We start from the raw sequence: 14,639 nt of genomic DNA, 5'->3' as shown, positions 1-14,639 counted from the left end.
AGTGCATATCATTTGAAAAGTCAGGGATACTATGTTGGAAGTCAAACAGTTACATCAATATTACGGCTCCAGCCACACTTTACGGGGAATTTCGCTGAGTCTGAACAAGGGCGAGTGCCTGGCATTATTAGGTCGCAATGGCGTCGGCAAGACCACCTTGTTGAAATGCCTGATGGGAGTCTTGCCGGTGGCGCAGGGGGAAGTGATTTTTCAGGGACAGAATATCAATCGGCTGGCACCGCATCAGCGCGCTGCACGCGGTATCGCCTATGTACCGCAAGGGCGCGAAATATTTGCTCGTCTGACCGTGGAAGAAAACTTACTGATGGGTATGGCGAGTCTGTCGGCCGCACGGGCGCGCAGCATTAAAGCTGAGGTCTATGAATTATTCCCGGTTCTGAAAGAGATGCACCAGCGTCGCGGTGGTGATTTATCGGGCGGTCAACAGCAGCAATTGGCGATTGCGCGCGCTTTGCTGGCCGAGCCGGAGCTGATTATTTTTGATGAGCCGACCGAGGGTATACAGCCATCGATCATCAAAGATATCGCCCGCGTGATTGCCATGCTGCGCGCGCGCGGCGATATCGCGATATTGCTGTGTGAGCAGTATTTTGATTTCGCACGCGAATTGGCCGACCATTTTGTGATCTTGTCACGCGGTGAAGTGGTGGCAGCCGGCGACCAAAGCTTGATGGACGGTGCTGACATCAAACGCCATCTGGCGGTATAAATGGCGGCGGCATGGCCGCCTGATTTTGCTCTGGCCAAGCCGGAGCTAACAGTGAGTGCATATTTTGACGACGCATAAATTCTACCGTGTAGGCCCAATTGTGCCTGCTGCGTTCGCGTTGTAAGATTTCGGCACCGAGGCGTATCCTGGTGTTGTCATAGGCCGCGCTGTCGGGGTCTAGAGCCAGTGTCTGCAGACTTTGCTCGAGCAAGTCGTCAAAATGCTGCTCTAAGTGTGTACTTAAATTTTCCTGTGCCAGCGCATGCTGTGCGCCGTCTAAGCGTTGCATGGCACTTTGCCACGGTTCCCAATTGGCCAGCCACATGGCAAAGCCGGCATTCTCGCTCTGCCGCACGGCAGCAGCAGCGCCCGCCAGATCATCTTGACTGAGCCCGGCAATGCTGAAGAAGTACATTTCCTGCACGATACAATTCAATGCCAGCGTTTCGCGCAAGGCCACCAAATAAGCTAAGTGAATCACGATTTCATCGATCTCATGCGGCAGCATACCGTCGGCCTCGCTAAGTCTTTGTTGCTGAATGATTTTTTCATGTGCGAAGCTTTCCAGTACTTCCTGTCGATACAGTTCGCGACCGCGTAACACCAAATTCTCCAGTTGCGCATCGTATTGACCATCGAGTACGGCATGCTTGATCTGACAATGCTGCATGTGTGCCAGTGTCAGCGCGAGACGGTCTTCGCAGCTTTCGGTGGCCCCGTGCGCGAGTAAAAATGTTTCACTGCGCAAAGCTGCTGATTGCGTCAGTTGAGTCAGCCAAGTTTGCATATATTCGCGGAACGAGGGTAAGCGGCTGTTCATGGTACGGGGTAAATCGTGCAGAAAGTGGATGAACGCGGCCGCATTATCTTCTGTGTAGAGTGCGTCCCAAGCTGTTTGCGCTGCTACTTGTTGTGACGCTGGATACCAAATTTCAATCAGATCGCAGAGCATGCTGTGCAATTGCTCTCGGCTATATTCAGACACATCGGCAGTGTCTTCGTAGGAATTAGCCAGACTTTCAGGTAGGTAAAAATAGACCAAGCCAACTGGCCATTCGGACGGTAGTTCGCTGATGCGGGTATGGCTGGCCGACAGGTAGACTAAGCTCGGCGGCAGCGGGTCAGGTAATCTCAGTAAAGGGCTATGGTCAACCATGAGGATATTGAGATGCGACGGAAAATCGGACGGTAGGCGGGTGATGCGGGTGTAGCTGAGGTCAAGATAGTTGAGTGTGGGCGGTAGTGGCGGCAGGCGTCGCAGACGGGTATGTCCGGCCCTGAGTAGTTCGAGTAAGGGGGGCAGTTGTACCGGTAAGCGCGTGATGCGGGTATGGCTAATGTCGAGATGGGTTAACTCGGGTGGCAAGGGAGTCGGCAATTCGCGCAGTAAAGTATATTCGACTTTGAGCATGCGCAGCGCCGCTGGCAGCACGTCCGGTAAGTGGCGTATCAAGGTGCCATTGACGAACAGAATCTGCAAGCCGCTGGGAAGATCCTCGGGCAGTACTTGTATCGGTGAATAGTTGAGCATCAGGGTGCGCAAGGTCGATGGCAAGTTGCTGGGTAGGGTGTTGATGTGTGTGTCGGCGATTTCCAGGTGTTCCAATTGCGGGGGCAATTGTTTCGGTAATGCCGTCAAAGGATTGTTGCTCGCGATGAGTACGCGTAGTGTCGGTGGTAAGTCGTCCGGGAGCTTGCTGATCAAGTTGTCGGCGATTTCGAGGCGCTGTAATTGTTCTGGCAGAAAGGGCGGCAGGCTGCGCAGTTCCAGCTCGCATAGATCAAGAGTTTCGAGTTCACGCTGTTGGCAATCGAGCAGGCGTGCCAGCGCGATGTCGCGCTGTTCTGCACTGCCGGCGGCAGCGGCATTGGCCCATGCCTGCCATGTGGCAGCGCGTTCCATGGCATTGCTCGGCACGTGCTCGGCGTTGCTGCGGAGTGAAAAAGAAAACAAACGTGACAGTTCAGATAGGATGGGAAATGGCATGGCGATGGCGTATCAAGTAAATAAAAAAACGATGTTACCAGTTATTTTTTAAAATAAAGCGGCATGCAAGACTGCCGCTTAGAGGTCAGATTTTAGGCGCAATACGCGCTGGTATGGCACCGTTCGTCGGGTTGTTATGGTCGAATTTTGAAAGTCAATAATAGGGAATTGAGCGAGATTCGCGATTGAGCTCCGCATCATTGCAGCGTGAGTGGGACGAACATATTGCCGAGCATTTTTTTAGAAAGTGATTTATGAATGGTGTACCAACTTCGCCGCCAAGTTCACCGATCTTACGTGCTTTATTATTTGCACCGCCAGTCTCTAGTCGTACCCCAGTCGGAGCCCCATTAGCAGCCGCGCCCTCAGCGGCGACGGAAGAGGATATGGCCGCTCAGCTTGTGGCTGTGAGCAATCGCAGTAGTCCGCCGCTGGCATCGGCGGCGCAGCCACATGAGCAGTTGGATGGCCGGGCAGAATCGCCGGAACTGCTGCGCTTGGTTCAGATCGAGGGCTTATGGCCTAGTTGGCAATTGGCGGCGCGGGTGACGGCGCAGGCTGCCATTACGCGAGCCGCGCCGTCGCCAGCGCAGCGCACGCAACAGTACCGTAATTACCTCATTCTCAACAGCGATCGCCCACCACGTGGTTCGACTACGGCGCGCCGCACCCTTGAGTGTTTGCTTGCGAGTATAAATCTGAGCCCACGAAGCCGCGCCGAACTAGATGAATCGATAGTGCGTATGCGTGAGTACGCCGAACGCATACCGGTTTTTCGGGTCGCTGGATGCAACATAACGCAGTACAATTTTTTGCATGATGCGATGGTGCGCAATTACGTGCAAAGTCAGCTTGATCAGAATGCGTGCGAGGATATGGAAAGTTGTCGATATAATTTCGATCTGCTGCAAGGCATGCACGATCCTGATCCGGCTTTGCTGCATAGTGTGGCAGAGAAATATCGTATTCATTTGCTCGCTGTGATCAGCACGGCGCAGCCTGGCGACCCGGCGCAATTACAGCAGGCTGAAGAATGGCTGATTGCACTGAGGTTCGTCAACGATGTGCTCGGTGATGATGCGCTGGCAAAAACGATCAGCGCCGCCAATGACCGGATTTATCAGCATTTTTCGCTACAACAATTATCTTCTGCGCCGCAGCCTTTGATCGATGGTTTGCGGGCCGTCCATGCGGCTCAGATGAAAATTGAACGCCGTAGTGTGGCTGAAGAAAACAATTTTTTCCTGTTTCGACTGTATTTTGCGCATACTTTGTTAGTTGATCGAATCGCCACCGCCGACTCTCCTGCAGTGAAACAGGATAGGCAAAATGAATTGCAGCGCTTGCATGCCGAAATACGCCGGGAACGGCCGGATTTTCTGACGCTTTTTCCCGATTGGTTTTGAGCGCATTGCGATTAATGGCAGCGCCCAGAGCACTAGCTGGTGCAGGTCTGCCAAGCGCTGCCGCAGCGTTATGTGGGTGCTCAGATCGAGCAAGGGGCGAGATCGACACGGCAGTGAGGCGCAGGCCGCTGGAATTTTGCGCAATAGGGCGGTATATTGCTTGTTTTGCTAACACATAACTTTATGAATTCGCCCCCAGTTTTTCCGCGCGCGCCGACCTCGTCCGATTGGGAAGCTCATTTGCAGCTTGGCTTTCAGCGCGATGCGACCAGCACACGCCTTACCCATTGTCGCCACCATGGGCCGTTGCGGGTGCAAAAAACTTTGTACCCGGAAGGATCGGAAGTCTGCCATGCCATCATCATTCATCCGCCTGGTGGTGTGGTTGGCGGTGACAGGCTCAAGACCGAAGTTCATGTCGCTGCCGACACGCGGGTCTTGATCACAACGCCAGGAGCGGCCAAATGGTATCGCAGTAATGGCCAGATTTCGCAACAAGACATTGCTCTGCGCGTCGCTGCTGGCGCGCAGCTTGAGTGGTTGCCACAGGAAAGTATTTTTTTCGATGACGCACGGGTGATCTTGAATCAGACCGTGCAACTCGACGAGCAAGCCAGCTTCATCAGCAGCGATATTTTTTGTTTCGGCCGCAGTGCTGCGGCCGAACGTTATGCCTCCGGTACGATTACTCAGTGCAGTCGTATTCTGCGCGGTGAGCAATTGATTTGGCATGAACAGGGCAGTATCGAGGGCGCTGGCGCGGCCATGCAGAGTCCTTTGGGTTTGGCTGGGCGCAGCGTTTGCGCCAGCGTGCTCGGTTGCGGCAACCCGCTCAGCGCTGCTGCCTTGCAGGCTTTGCGGGCGCAAAGCAGTGCGCTGCTGGCAGCGCGCGAAGAAACTGCTTTAGGTGGCGTGAGCCAGATGAAATCGGTGATTGTCGCCCGTTATCTCGGAAATTCCAGTGAAACGGCGCGTCTTTGGCAGCAGTTGGTCTGGCAGCACTTACGTCCGGCCTTGATGGGACGTGAGGCGGTGGTTCCGCGTATCTGGCAAACTTGATGTCTATGCTGATGTAAGCGCTTCGGTCTGTAACGCTTGCCAACTGTCGAAGCCGCCGCTCAGTGGGCGCACATCGAGGAAACCAAGCGCTTTGAGCGTGTGTGCGGCATCGACTGCCGCCGCATCGGCGGGGCAAGCGCACAGCGTGACGATGGTTTGATCGAAGCCGATTGCATTGACCAGATCGCCGACATGATTCATTTCGCGTACCAGCGCATTGGGAAAAATACCGCTTTCTCGAATCAGCGCATAACTGCGCAAATCGATGACGCGTGGTTTGGTATCTGACGCTAACAATTGTTGTAATTCCTTGGCGCTGATGTGCGGCATCAAAGCCAAGTATTCGAAGCGTTTCTTTTGCCAGAATTTAACACCAAGCCACAGCGCCAGGAGAGTGCCGAAGATGGCGGCGATTTGTATACCATGTTCAGCCAGCAGCAACAGTGCCAGCGCTATCTGTGCCTGCAGAGCGTAACCGAGCAGCAATGCCAAACCCGCCCATAAGCCGGCACCGATTGCCGAGGCGATTAAGAATTTACTGCGCGACATGCCGAGCGCCCCGGCCACCGGCGGTGCGACGGTAGAAAAGCCGGGAATGAATTTACCGAATACCAATGACCACATGCCCCAACGAATGAAGCGCGCTTCCGTTTGGTTGACGCAGGATCCCGGGTTGATCGAGAGTTTGCACAGTAAGGTCAAGACCTTGTAACCGAACAGTTTCCCCGCCTGAAACCAGATTAAATCAGCGATCAGCGAGGCGCTGACCGCGGCCAGCAGCAGCGTGAGCAGGGTGCCGAAGTTTGGTGCGCGGCTGGCATTGAGCATCAAAGTTGGTACTGCCGGTACCGGTAGCCCCAATTGTTGTAGCAATACATTGGCGAAGACCATTGTGCTGCCATCGGTGGAAATCAGGGAAGGGAACCAGGAGAAAGTCATCGATTATTATGGCGGGGTGGCGGCAGGGTTGCTCATTGTACCCGTTGTATTGGTTTGCGCAGGTCGATCTGTGCTTGCTTGCTGATTAGTGTTGTTATCGCTGCTGATCATGCGACAGGCGGCACCGTCGGCGCGCGGGACGCCGAACAATAATTGGCTGCCACACTGTGAGCCGAACATTTTGCTTTGGTTATGCCCGACATCGATGACTTCATAGCGCTGATGCTGTTCCAAGCTGCGTGCACCAGCCAAATGCTGCTCATATTGCCAATAATTACGGGCGCGTGCCAGACGCGTCGCTCCTTCGGCTTCGGCCCCGCAGGATTTATCCAGCACGCGATGTTGTGGGTCATTGTCGGCAGTGCCGGCTAAGTAAGTCACTTTGCGCTGGCGGTAGCGTTCAAAGGCTGCCGCGCCGCTGATCTGATGCGCATACGCTACCATTGCTTGCATACCGTAGCGATATTGGTCGTAAGCCGGGCACAGGCTGGTATCATAATTGACAAAGCCGTGCTCGCTCGGGCGCTCGGCTGTAAAGTATAAAAACGAGGACGGATTGGCGACGATATAGCTGAGCGCGATACCGTGCTGGCGCACGGTTTCATCGACTTGATTGAGCACGGCATAACGTTGTACCAATTGCCCGCCACCGGAGTGGCCGGCCACGGTGATTTTTTTTAGTGCCGGAAACTGTTTTTTTTGCGTCAGCATCGTCAGCAAATCATCATAGACGCGCATGGAACTGAGTTCGTACGCGCTGCCGGAGACGGCATAGTCACCGCCGCTCCAACCGGCCGAGCTCCATAAGGGCAAGTCGGTAAATCCTTTGGCCAGATCGGCTTTGGCTGGAAAATTCGGTGCGATGATCAGCACTTCCTCGTTATTGCGTCCGGCTGCCTGCAGTAATGTCATCGCTTCGGCAAAGTAATCATCGCCGTTACGCTGTACACCGTGTTGTACTAAAATAACTTCACGCACCAACGGCAGTGGCTGCTGTAAGTCATGGTTGGCATACAGTGGGAAATCGTAACCGCCACCGCTGCCGATATGCACCCGTTGCCAAGTTTGATTGCTCGAGGCTGCGGATGCTGGCAGAACCAAAATTAGTAGCGTGAGGCTAAGCATTTTATTAAGCATGATATGACTCGCAATAAGAATGGGGCCGCGCTGACGTTTACGGCAATGCGCGTATGCCTTGGTAGGCCAGCATGAATCCGACCAATAAGATCAGGGCACTGGAAATGTAGGGTGCTTTGCGGGCAAATTCACCGAAACCACTCCAGCGACGCGCCACATGTTTCACGCTCAGCGCTGCCAGCACGCCTGACAAGACCATGGTCAGTGCCAATCCTAAACTGAAGCACAACACCAAGGTAGCACCGAGAGCGACTTTTTTCAACTGCAAGCACAAGAGTAAAACCGTGATCGAGGCCGGACAGGGAATTAAGCCACCGGTGAGACCGAAGACCAGGATTTGTGGCGTGGTGACGCTGCGGCCGGCAAAACGTTGCTGTATGTCTTGGGCATGAGCGCGTTCATGGGCATCTTGGTGATCGTGCTCGTGCTCATGATGATCGTGCTCGTGCTCATGATGATCATGGTCGTGCTCAGCATGGTGCTGGTCTTGCCACGTATTTCTGAGCATCCAGGCGGCGACGGCGATGATCAGTAGCGCCGATGCAATTTGGAAATACGCTTCATAGACGGCATTATTCCATTGTTGACCAAAGTACAGCCCGGCCAGCGCAATCGCCCATACCACGGCGGTATGCGATAAGGCTGCGGCCACGCCGAGCAGCACCGCTTGAAATATGGTACCGCGGATGGCGATGATGAAGGCCGCCATCATGGTTTTCGAGTGGCCTGGTTCTAACCCGTGTAAGGCGCCGAGAGCGATGGCACTGGGAATGAAGAGCCAGGCGTTGCTGCTGCCGGCAATGATCAAGTTGGAAAGGTCGGTCATGGGTATCTGCCTTATTTAAAATAACTGTTGACGACATCGATCAGCACTTGCTGGGCGTCGCCATGTGCATCGGTCGCTTCGGCCGCCACCAGGTGGGTGCGAATGTGTTCCTCGAGTACCACGGCGACTAAGCCGTTCATGGCACCGCGACAACTGGTGATTTGCTGCAGTACTTCCATGCAGCCTTTTTCTTCTTCCAGCGCGCGTTCTATCGCTTCGAGTTGGCCGCGGATGCGGCGTACTCGGTTAAGTAATTTTTGTTTGTCTTTAACAGTATGGCTCATGAAGGTATAAATAGCATAGGGGGGTATAGTATTTTTGCATACTTGTGGAAACATTGCACTGAAAATGTGCGATGCTGCACCCGGATGTCGCAATATTGTCCCCAGGGATAGCTGAAAGCTGGTTTGATTATTGCTGTATCCACAGTATTGAGTCGCTACTTGCACGATTGTCGGCGCTGGCCGTAACAGGAGAAATAATGGATCTAAGTCCGAGAGAAAAAGACAAATTACTGATTTTTACCGCAGCCTTGCTGGCCGAGCGGCGGCAGGCACGCGGTCTCAAACTCAATTACCCGGAAAGTATCGCCTTGATTACGGCCGCGATCATGGAAGGTGCGCGTGACGGCCGGAGTGTGGCCGAATTGATGTTTCAGGGTACACAGATACTGCGGCGCTGCGATGTCATGGAGGGCGTGCCGGAAATGATTCCCGATATACAGGTCGAAGCGACCTTCCCGGACGGCACCAAGTTGGTGACCGTGCACCACCCGATTCCTTAGGATGACCGATGATACCAGGTGAAATGTTGATCGCCGCCGGCGACATCGAACTTAATGTTGGCCGTGCCACCCTCACGCTGCAAGTGGCTAACAGCGGCGACCGACCAATACAAGTCGGTTCGCATTTCCATTTTTTTGAGACTAATCCGGCCTTGCTGTTTGAGCGTCAACTGGCCTATGGCATGCGGCTTAATATTGCTGCCGGCACGGCCGTGCGTTTCGAGCCGGGGCAGCAGCGAACAGTGGAGTTGGTGGCCTTGGCCGGCTTGCGCCGGGTGTTCGGTTTTAACGGCCAAGTGATGGGGGACTTATGAAAATTTCACGTTCGGCCTATGCCGAAATGTATGGTCCGACGACGGGCGACCGGATACGTCTGGCCGATACCGATTTGTTCATCGAAATCGAAAAAGATTTTGCGATCTACGGCGAAGAGGTGAAATTCGGCGGTGGTAAAGTGATACGCGACGGCATGGGGCAGTCGCAGTTGGCGCATGCCGCGGTGATGGATACCGTCATCACCAATGCCGTCATTCTCGATCACTGGGGCATCGTCAAGGCTGACATCGGTCTCAAGAATGGCCTCATCGCTTGCATCGGCAAGGCCGGTAACCCTGATATTCAACCGGGGGTGGACATGGCCATAGGCGGCGCGACGGAAATCATCGCCGGTGAAGGCATGATTGTCACCGCCGGCGGCATCGATTCGCATATTCATTTCATTTGTCCGCAGCAGATCGAAGAAGCGCTGATGAGTGGCGTGACGACGATGCTCGGCGGTGGTACCGGGCCGGCGGTCGGCACGGCCGCCACCACCTGTACACCGGGGCCTTGGCATTTGCATGCGATGATCATGGCGGCCGATGCCTTCCCTATGAATTTGGGGTTTCTTGGTAAGGGTAATATCAGCTTGCCGCTGCCGCTGGAAGAGCAGATCCGCGCCGGCGCAATCGGCTTGAAATTGCATGAAGATTGGGGCAGTACGCCGCAGGCCATCGACACCTGTTTGTCGGTGGCCGAGCGCATGGATGTGCAAGTGGCGCTGCACAGCGACACGCTCAATGAGGGCGGTTTTCTTGAGCATACCTTGGCCGCCTTTAAAGATCGTACCATCCACACTTTCCATACCGAAGGGGCTGGCGGTGGTCATGCGCCTGACATCATTGCCGCAGTTGGGGAAGCGAATGTACTGCCTTCGTCGACCAACCCGACCCGGCCGTACACCATCAATACGCTCGATGAACATCTCGACATGCTGATGGTATGCCATCACCTTGATCCGGCGATTGCCGAAGATATTGCCTTTGCCGAGTCGCGCATCCGTCGTGAAACCATCGCCGCCGAAGATATTTTGCATGATCTCGGTGCGATTTCAATGATGTCTTCGGATTCGCAAGCCATGGGGAGGGTCGGTGAAGTCATCATGCGGACTTGGCAAACCGCGCACAAAATGAAGCAGCAACGCGGCGCATTGCCTGAAGATGGGCGTGATAATGATAATTTCCGCGCCCGCCGTTACATCGCCAAATACACGATCAATCCGGCCATCACGCATGGTATTTCGCATGTGGTTGGCTCGCTTGAAGTAGGAAAAATCGCCGACATCGTGTTGTGGAAGCCGGCATTTTTCGGTGTCAAACCATCGATGATACTCAAGGGCGGCATGATTGCGGCGGCTCAGATGGGTGACCCGAATGCCTCGATTCCGACCCCGCAGCCGGTCCATTATCGGATGATGTTCGGTGCCTTCGGTGGCGGCTTGAAAAAATCCTTCACCTTCGTCTCGCAAGCCGCCATGGATGCCGGACTGGCGGAACAACTGAAACTGAATAAAACCCTGATCGCAGTAAAGAATATGCGTCATCTGCGCAAATCTGACATGATACATAATGGCCTCATGCCGAAGATGGAGGTCGATCCGGAAACCTATGAAGTGCGGGCCGATGGGGAATTATTAGTGTGTCAGCCGGCGCATGTGCTGCCGATGGCGCAACGTTATTTTTTATTTTGATGCGACAACTATGCTGACCTTACATAATAAAATTGCGCACAGCGGCGCGGTCGACGGCCAATTGCTGTTGCCTTACGAATTGCGCGAGAAATCGCGCCTGCGCGCGCGCCTGACTAATGGTGAAGAGGTGGCGGTATTCACTGTGCGTGGCACGGTGATGCGTGATGGTGATCGTATGCTGGCCAACGATGGCCGTGTGATCGAAGTACTGGCCGCTGCGGAGCCTACTTATCGCGTCAAGTGTGCCAGCGCTTTCGATCTGCTGCGCTGCGCCTTCCATCTCGGTAATCGGCATACCCAAGCCCAGCTTGCCGATGGCTTTCTGCGCATACGGCAAGACGCAGTATTGCGTGATATGTTGCAGGGGCTCGGTGCCGAAGTCATTGAAGAGTTGGCCAGCTTTGAGCCGGAAGCCGGTGCCTATGGTGGCGGCCACAGCCATGGCGACGAGCGCCATCATGCGCTGGCACCGATTCCTGTGCGCCAACGGATACATCGACCATCGGATCGCGAGTAGTCCATGCAGGCATCGGCTTTACTGCATTTGTTGCAACTGGCGAGTCCGGCTCTGCCGATCGGCGCTTACAGTTATTCGCAAGGATTGGAAACGGCGATTGCGCAGGGTTTGGTGCACCACGAAGCGAGCGCGAAAAGCTGGATAGTGGCGAATTTACAGCAAGTGGTCGCGCGCTTCGAAGCGCCGATTTTATGGCGTTTGTTGCAGGCGTTTGCAGCGCGCGATGGCCTCGCCGTGCGGCACTGGACCGAGATTTTCATCGCCGCACGTGACAGCGCCGAATTTCGCGCCGAAACCATACAGATGGGTTATTCGCTGGGTAAGCTGATTGCCGATCTCGAGATCGCTGATGCGAGCTTGCTGGCGCTGTTGCAGGAACAAAAAGAATTGCCGTTGCCGACCGCACTGGCCGCCGCCGCCGTAGCGCTGGCCGTGCCGGCTGAGGCGGTGCTGCTTGGGATGCTGTTTTCTTGGGCGGAAAATCAGTCGCTGGTGTGTGTGAAATCGATACCGCTGGGACAGGTCGCCGGCCAGCGACTGCTCTTGTCGCTACGAGAAGAATTGGCAGCCGCAGCGGCGACGGCACAACAACTCGAGGATCATCAATTATCGAATTGGGCACCGGGCTTGTCACTGCTATCGATGCAGCATGAAGTCCAGTTCAGCCGCATGTACCGTTCGTGAAGTGAAAAAATTTAAAATATGAAAGATTTATGATGGCAAATTCCAGTAATCCCCTGCGTGTCGGCATCGGTGGTCCGGTTGGTTCCGGTAAAACCGCGCTGTGCGAAATGCTGTGTCGGCATATGCGTGACGACTATGATATGGCCGTCATCACCAACGATATCTATACTAAAGAAGATATGGATATTTTACTGCGCGCCCAAGCCTTGCCGGCCGAACGCTTGATGGGGGTAGAGACCGGCGGCTGTCCGCACACGGCGATACGCGAAGATGCCTCGATCAATTTGGAAGCGATCGCACGCATGAGCGCCGATTTTCCTGATCTCGATTTGATCTTGCTGGAATCGGGCGGCGATAATCTGGCTGCCACCTTCAGCCCGGAATTATCGGACTTGACGCTGTACGTGATCGACGTCGCCGGCGGCGAAAAAATTCCGCGCAAAGGGGGGCCCGGTATCACCCGCTCCGATCTGCTGATCATTAATAAAATCGATTTGGCACCGTATGTCGGTGCCAATCTTGACATCATGGCGCAGGATGCCAAGCGCATGCGTGGTGAGCGCCCCTTTGTGTTTACCAATCTGCGCAGCGGCCAAGGTTTGGAAGCGGTGGTTGCCTTCATTCGCGAGCAAGGCATGCTCGATGTCCTTACTGAACCTACTATTTAAGGGAAACACCATGCAACAAGTAAACTATATCTCGGTCGCGCGCACGACAGCGCTGTTGATTCTGGTACTGGCGGCTGGGCCGGCGGCGGCGCACGTCAGTATTGAACATAGTGTCAGCGGTTTTTGGGCTGGTGTGCTGCATCCGTGGCAAGGGCTCGATCATTTGTTGGCGATGTTAGCCGTCGGTATCTGGGCTGCCCATCATCGACGTCCAGCCTTGTACTTGTTGCCGCTGGCTTTTCCCGTGATGATGGCGGCCGGCGCACTGTTGGCCATGAATGGTATCGTTTTACCCGGCATCGAAGCCGGTATTGTGGCTTCGCTGATCGTGCTTGGTTTGCTGATCGCGTTTGCGATACGCATGCCGGTGGCCGGCAGCGTCGCACTGATCAGCCTGTTCGCGCTCGCGCATGGCTATGCGCATGGCGCGGAAATGCCGGCCAGTGCCAGTGCCGCCGCCTTTGGTGCTGGCTTTTTGCTCTCGACGGCGACCCTGCATGTATCGGGCTTAGCAGCGGCACTGGCGGCACGCCGCTGGACCTTGCTCAGCCGAGTAGCTGGCGCGGCCATCGCGGCGACCGGTGCTTATTTAGTGCTGGCCTGAGACTGGACGCTGTCGAGCTGGTCGGCGATGCCGATTAACCAAGCCAGATCGTCGCCGTTGCGGCGATTTGGCTTGCTCAAGTCTTCCCAGACTGACAGCGTCAGATATTTTTCATCGCTAGCCCAAGTCAGTTCCGAGATCGCCCGACCGTCGGCTGTTTTTTTGACGATGAAACGCGCCGGCCAAGGGCCGACTTTGGCATTCATCATTTCCTTCACCGTCACTACACCGCCGCCCGACGCCACGTAATCCCATTCGTCAAGCATGATGAGTAAGCCGTCGGCGCGGCTGAAGACACGAATCACGCTGGTCCATGGGCCGTCTCTGGTCGGCCCGTCGGGCAGTAAACCGTGGTAGCGAAAGCGACTGAGCTCGCTGCCATCAAGGGTGGCGAGGCGTAGCTTGATGCGGCCTTGGAGATTTCTTTCGTCTTGCAGGCGGGCGTGATAATTGGAACGCTGCAGATATTCTTCATCGCTGATCAGCATGCCATTGACCATGCTCTGGCGTTCATCGTTTGCTAAGGCGCGTACCGTCGGCGGTAAGTCAGCTAAGGGAATATTTTTCCGTTTGCCGATTTCAAGTTGAGGTATCGGCGAGGTGCTGCTTATGCTGAGCTCGGTGGCGCTGGCCGGGCCGTTTAACAGCACCGCTATCAATGCAATCTGACATGCCGGGCTGCTTCTCGCATGGCAACGGCGGTCGCGAAGTTTTATCAATATTGTCGACATTGATGAGGCTCCCCATTGGCTTAAGTTGCAGTCAGTTGCCGTGCTCTCTCCTATCATGGAAAAAAGCCCAGAGTCGCTTTTCCAATGAGACCCAATGACCGTCCCATAGAAAAATTCTGAACCTATATGTCCGGCATAGGATCGCCATGTATGTTCCCAAGCATTTTGGGCTGGGTTTGTTGCGACGGAATTGATCGTGTGTAAAAGAACTCCTGCTCGATAATGCGTCGATGCTGTCCATAGCGTAAATTTTTTGAAGCTCCAATCTACGGAAATACTTTCCTGTGCTCCGACCGCAGCGCAAGATCGACTTACTATGCCTGATGCGTTTTTGCTTATTAAGCATCCTCAGTGTAGGTAAGGATTCGTAGATTTTCATTGGGATAAGTATTGAATTTCCCGAAAAGAAATATGATTTGCTCTAAAAAAAATCATACAATTTTTCGTACTAAGCTTTGATCGATGTCGCGTGTCTCGCTTATCAGATGTGCGCGTAAAACCTCGGCGTTCAGAGGCTGTCGCAACAGCCTGATGGACGCTTTTTTACACCTGAAACACC

General features: G+C 54.6%; 16 protein-coding genes. 10 read left to right on the top strand and 6 right to left on the bottom strand.

What is annotated here, in order from left to right:
- The first annotated feature begins 31 nt into the window (after positions 1 to 31).
- Positions 32 to 730, top strand: coding sequence for an urea ABC transporter ATP-binding subunit UrtE (gene urtE, locus QN359_RS09025; protein WP_322248889.1), 699 nt, complete (start codon positions 32 to 34; stop codon positions 728 to 730).
- Here the strand turns inward: urtE and QN359_RS09020 are convergent.
- Positions 708 to 2,717, bottom strand: a complete 2,010-nt coding sequence (locus tag QN359_RS09020; RefSeq protein ID WP_322248888.1) for an NEL-type E3 ubiquitin ligase domain-containing protein — start codon at positions 2,715 to 2,717, stop codon at positions 708 to 710. The genes urtE and QN359_RS09020 overlap by 23 nt on opposite strands.
- A 386-nt stretch (positions 2,718 to 3,103) precedes the next feature.
- On the opposite strand from QN359_RS09020, the gene QN359_RS09015 reads away from it, so the two are divergent.
- Positions 3,104 to 4,123, top strand: coding sequence for a hypothetical protein (locus QN359_RS09015; protein WP_322248887.1), 1,020 nt, complete (start codon positions 3,104 to 3,106; stop codon positions 4,121 to 4,123).
- A gap of 183 nt (positions 4,124 to 4,306) precedes the next feature.
- On the top strand, positions 4,307 to 5,182 hold the full coding sequence (locus QN359_RS09010; RefSeq protein WP_322248886.1) for an urease accessory protein UreD: 876 nt from the start codon (positions 4,307 to 4,309) through the stop codon (positions 5,180 to 5,182).
- Between the two features lie 3 nt (positions 5,183 to 5,185).
- Here QN359_RS09010 and QN359_RS09005 read toward each other — a convergent pair whose 3' ends face one another.
- The 4 genes from QN359_RS09005 to QN359_RS08990 are packed head-to-tail and all read right to left on the bottom strand — an operon-like array spanning position 5,186 to position 8,368.
- Entirely contained in the window at positions 5,186 to 6,121 is a 936-nt protein-coding gene (locus QN359_RS09005; RefSeq protein ID WP_322248885.1) for a VTT domain-containing protein, read from the bottom strand.
- Positions 6,122 to 6,127: 6 nt separating this feature from the next.
- Positions 6,128 to 7,258: a hypothetical protein gene (locus QN359_RS09000; RefSeq protein ID WP_322248884.1), complete on the bottom strand. Its 1,131-nt coding sequence runs from the start codon at positions 7,256 to 7,258 to the stop codon at positions 6,128 to 6,130.
- 37 nt (positions 7,259 to 7,295) lie between these two features.
- Entirely contained in the window at positions 7,296 to 8,084 is a 789-nt protein-coding gene (locus QN359_RS08995; RefSeq protein ID WP_322248883.1) for a nickel/cobalt efflux transporter, read from the bottom strand.
- Positions 8,085 to 8,095: 11 nt separating this feature from the next.
- Positions 8,096 to 8,368 carry a metal/formaldehyde-sensitive transcriptional repressor gene (locus tag QN359_RS08990; RefSeq protein WP_322248882.1) on the bottom strand — a complete coding sequence of 91 codons (273 nt, stop codon included), beginning with the start codon at positions 8,366 to 8,368 and terminating at the stop codon, positions 8,096 to 8,098.
- Positions 8,369 to 8,565: 197 nt separating this feature from the next.
- Between QN359_RS08990 and QN359_RS08985 the strand changes: the two genes are divergently transcribed.
- Genes QN359_RS08985 through QN359_RS08955 form a run of 7 tightly spaced genes read left to right on the top strand, consistent with a single transcriptional unit; the run spans position 8,566 to position 13,349 of the window.
- On the top strand, positions 8,566 to 8,868 hold the full coding sequence (locus tag QN359_RS08985; RefSeq protein WP_322248881.1) for an urease subunit gamma: 303 nt from the start codon (positions 8,566 to 8,568) through the stop codon (positions 8,866 to 8,868).
- 8 nt (positions 8,869 to 8,876) lie between these two features.
- Positions 8,877 to 9,182, top strand: coding sequence for an urease subunit beta (locus QN359_RS08980; RefSeq protein ID WP_322248880.1), 306 nt, complete (start codon positions 8,877 to 8,879; stop codon positions 9,180 to 9,182).
- A complete protein-coding gene (gene ureC, locus QN359_RS08975) occupies positions 9,179 to 10,876 on the top strand; it encodes an urease subunit alpha (RefSeq protein WP_322248879.1) in 1,698 nt (565 codons plus the stop codon). The genes QN359_RS08980 and ureC overlap by 4 nt, the downstream gene beginning before the upstream one ends.
- A 10-nt stretch (positions 10,877 to 10,886) precedes the next feature.
- Positions 10,887 to 11,393: an urease accessory protein UreE gene (gene ureE, locus QN359_RS08970; RefSeq protein WP_322248878.1), complete on the top strand. Its 507-nt coding sequence runs from the start codon at positions 10,887 to 10,889 to the stop codon at positions 11,391 to 11,393.
- Between the two features lie 3 nt (positions 11,394 to 11,396).
- Entirely contained in the window at positions 11,397 to 12,077 is a 681-nt protein-coding gene (locus QN359_RS08965; RefSeq protein WP_322248877.1) for an urease accessory protein UreF, read from the top strand.
- Positions 12,078 to 12,109: 32 nt separating this feature from the next.
- On the top strand, positions 12,110 to 12,745 hold the full coding sequence (gene ureG, locus QN359_RS08960) for an urease accessory protein UreG (protein WP_322251137.1): 636 nt from the start codon (positions 12,110 to 12,112) through the stop codon (positions 12,743 to 12,745).
- 10 nt (positions 12,746 to 12,755) lie between these two features.
- Positions 12,756 to 13,349: a HupE/UreJ family protein gene (locus QN359_RS08955; RefSeq protein WP_322248876.1), complete on the top strand. Its 594-nt coding sequence runs from the start codon at positions 12,756 to 12,758 to the stop codon at positions 13,347 to 13,349.
- On the opposite strand, the gene QN359_RS08950 is transcribed toward QN359_RS08955, so the two are convergent.
- Complete coding sequence (locus QN359_RS08950; protein WP_322248875.1) at positions 13,331 to 14,080, bottom strand: hypothetical protein; 750 nt, start codon at positions 14,078 to 14,080, stop codon at positions 13,331 to 13,333. The two genes, QN359_RS08955 and QN359_RS08950, sit on opposite strands and share 19 nt — an antisense overlap.
- Positions 14,081 to 14,639 lie beyond the last annotated feature (559 nt).

Origin of the sequence: Undibacterium sp. 5I2 (assembly GCF_035019605.1) — a bacterium.
GTDB lineage: Bacteria > Pseudomonadota > Gammaproteobacteria > Burkholderiales > Burkholderiaceae_D > Undibacterium.
This window is presented reverse-complemented; position numbering and strand designations above follow the sequence as displayed.

Bases quoted from the DNA above. Each gene is read 5' to 3' on its own strand.
- QN359_RS09005 (WP_322248885.1), bottom strand. From the start codon at position 6,121: ATGACTTTCTCCTGGTTCCCTTCCCTGATTTCCACCGATGGCAGCACA.
- QN359_RS08965 (WP_322248877.1), top strand. From the start codon at position 11,397: ATGCAGGCATCGGCTTTACTGCATTTGTTGCAACTGGCGAGTCCGGCT.
- QN359_RS08950 (WP_322248875.1), bottom strand. From the start codon at position 14,080: ATGTCGACAATATTGATAAAACTTCGCGACCGCCGTTGCCATGCGAGA.
- QN359_RS08995 (WP_322248883.1), bottom strand. From the start codon at position 8,084: ATGACCGACCTTTCCAACTTGATCATTGCCGGCAGCAGCAACGCCTGG.
- QN359_RS08980 (WP_322248880.1), top strand. From the start codon at position 8,877: ATGATACCAGGTGAAATGTTGATCGCCGCCGGCGACATCGAACTTAAT.
- ureC (WP_322248879.1), top strand. From the start codon at position 9,179: ATGAAAATTTCACGTTCGGCCTATGCCGAAATGTATGGTCCGACGACG.
- QN359_RS09010 (WP_322248886.1), top strand. From the start codon at position 4,307: ATGAATTCGCCCCCAGTTTTTCCGCGCGCGCCGACCTCGTCCGATTGG.
- ureG (WP_322251137.1), top strand. From the start codon at position 12,110: ATGGCAAATTCCAGTAATCCCCTGCGTGTCGGCATCGGTGGTCCGGTT.
- ureE (WP_322248878.1), top strand. From the start codon at position 10,887: ATGCTGACCTTACATAATAAAATTGCGCACAGCGGCGCGGTCGACGGC.
- QN359_RS08990 (WP_322248882.1), bottom strand. From the start codon at position 8,368: ATGAGCCATACTGTTAAAGACAAACAAAAATTACTTAACCGAGTACGC.
- QN359_RS08955 (WP_322248876.1), top strand. From the start codon at position 12,756: ATGCAACAAGTAAACTATATCTCGGTCGCGCGCACGACAGCGCTGTTG.
- urtE (WP_322248889.1), top strand. From the start codon at position 32: ATGTTGGAAGTCAAACAGTTACATCAATATTACGGCTCCAGCCACACT.
- QN359_RS09015 (WP_322248887.1), top strand. From the start codon at position 3,104: ATGGCCGCTCAGCTTGTGGCTGTGAGCAATCGCAGTAGTCCGCCGCTG.
- QN359_RS09020 (WP_322248888.1), bottom strand. From the start codon at position 2,717: ATGCCATTTCCCATCCTATCTGAACTGTCACGTTTGTTTTCTTTTTCA.
- QN359_RS09000 (WP_322248884.1), bottom strand. From the start codon at position 7,258: ATGCTTAATAAAATGCTTAGCCTCACGCTACTAATTTTGGTTCTGCCA.
- QN359_RS08985 (WP_322248881.1), top strand. From the start codon at position 8,566: ATGGATCTAAGTCCGAGAGAAAAAGACAAATTACTGATTTTTACCGCA.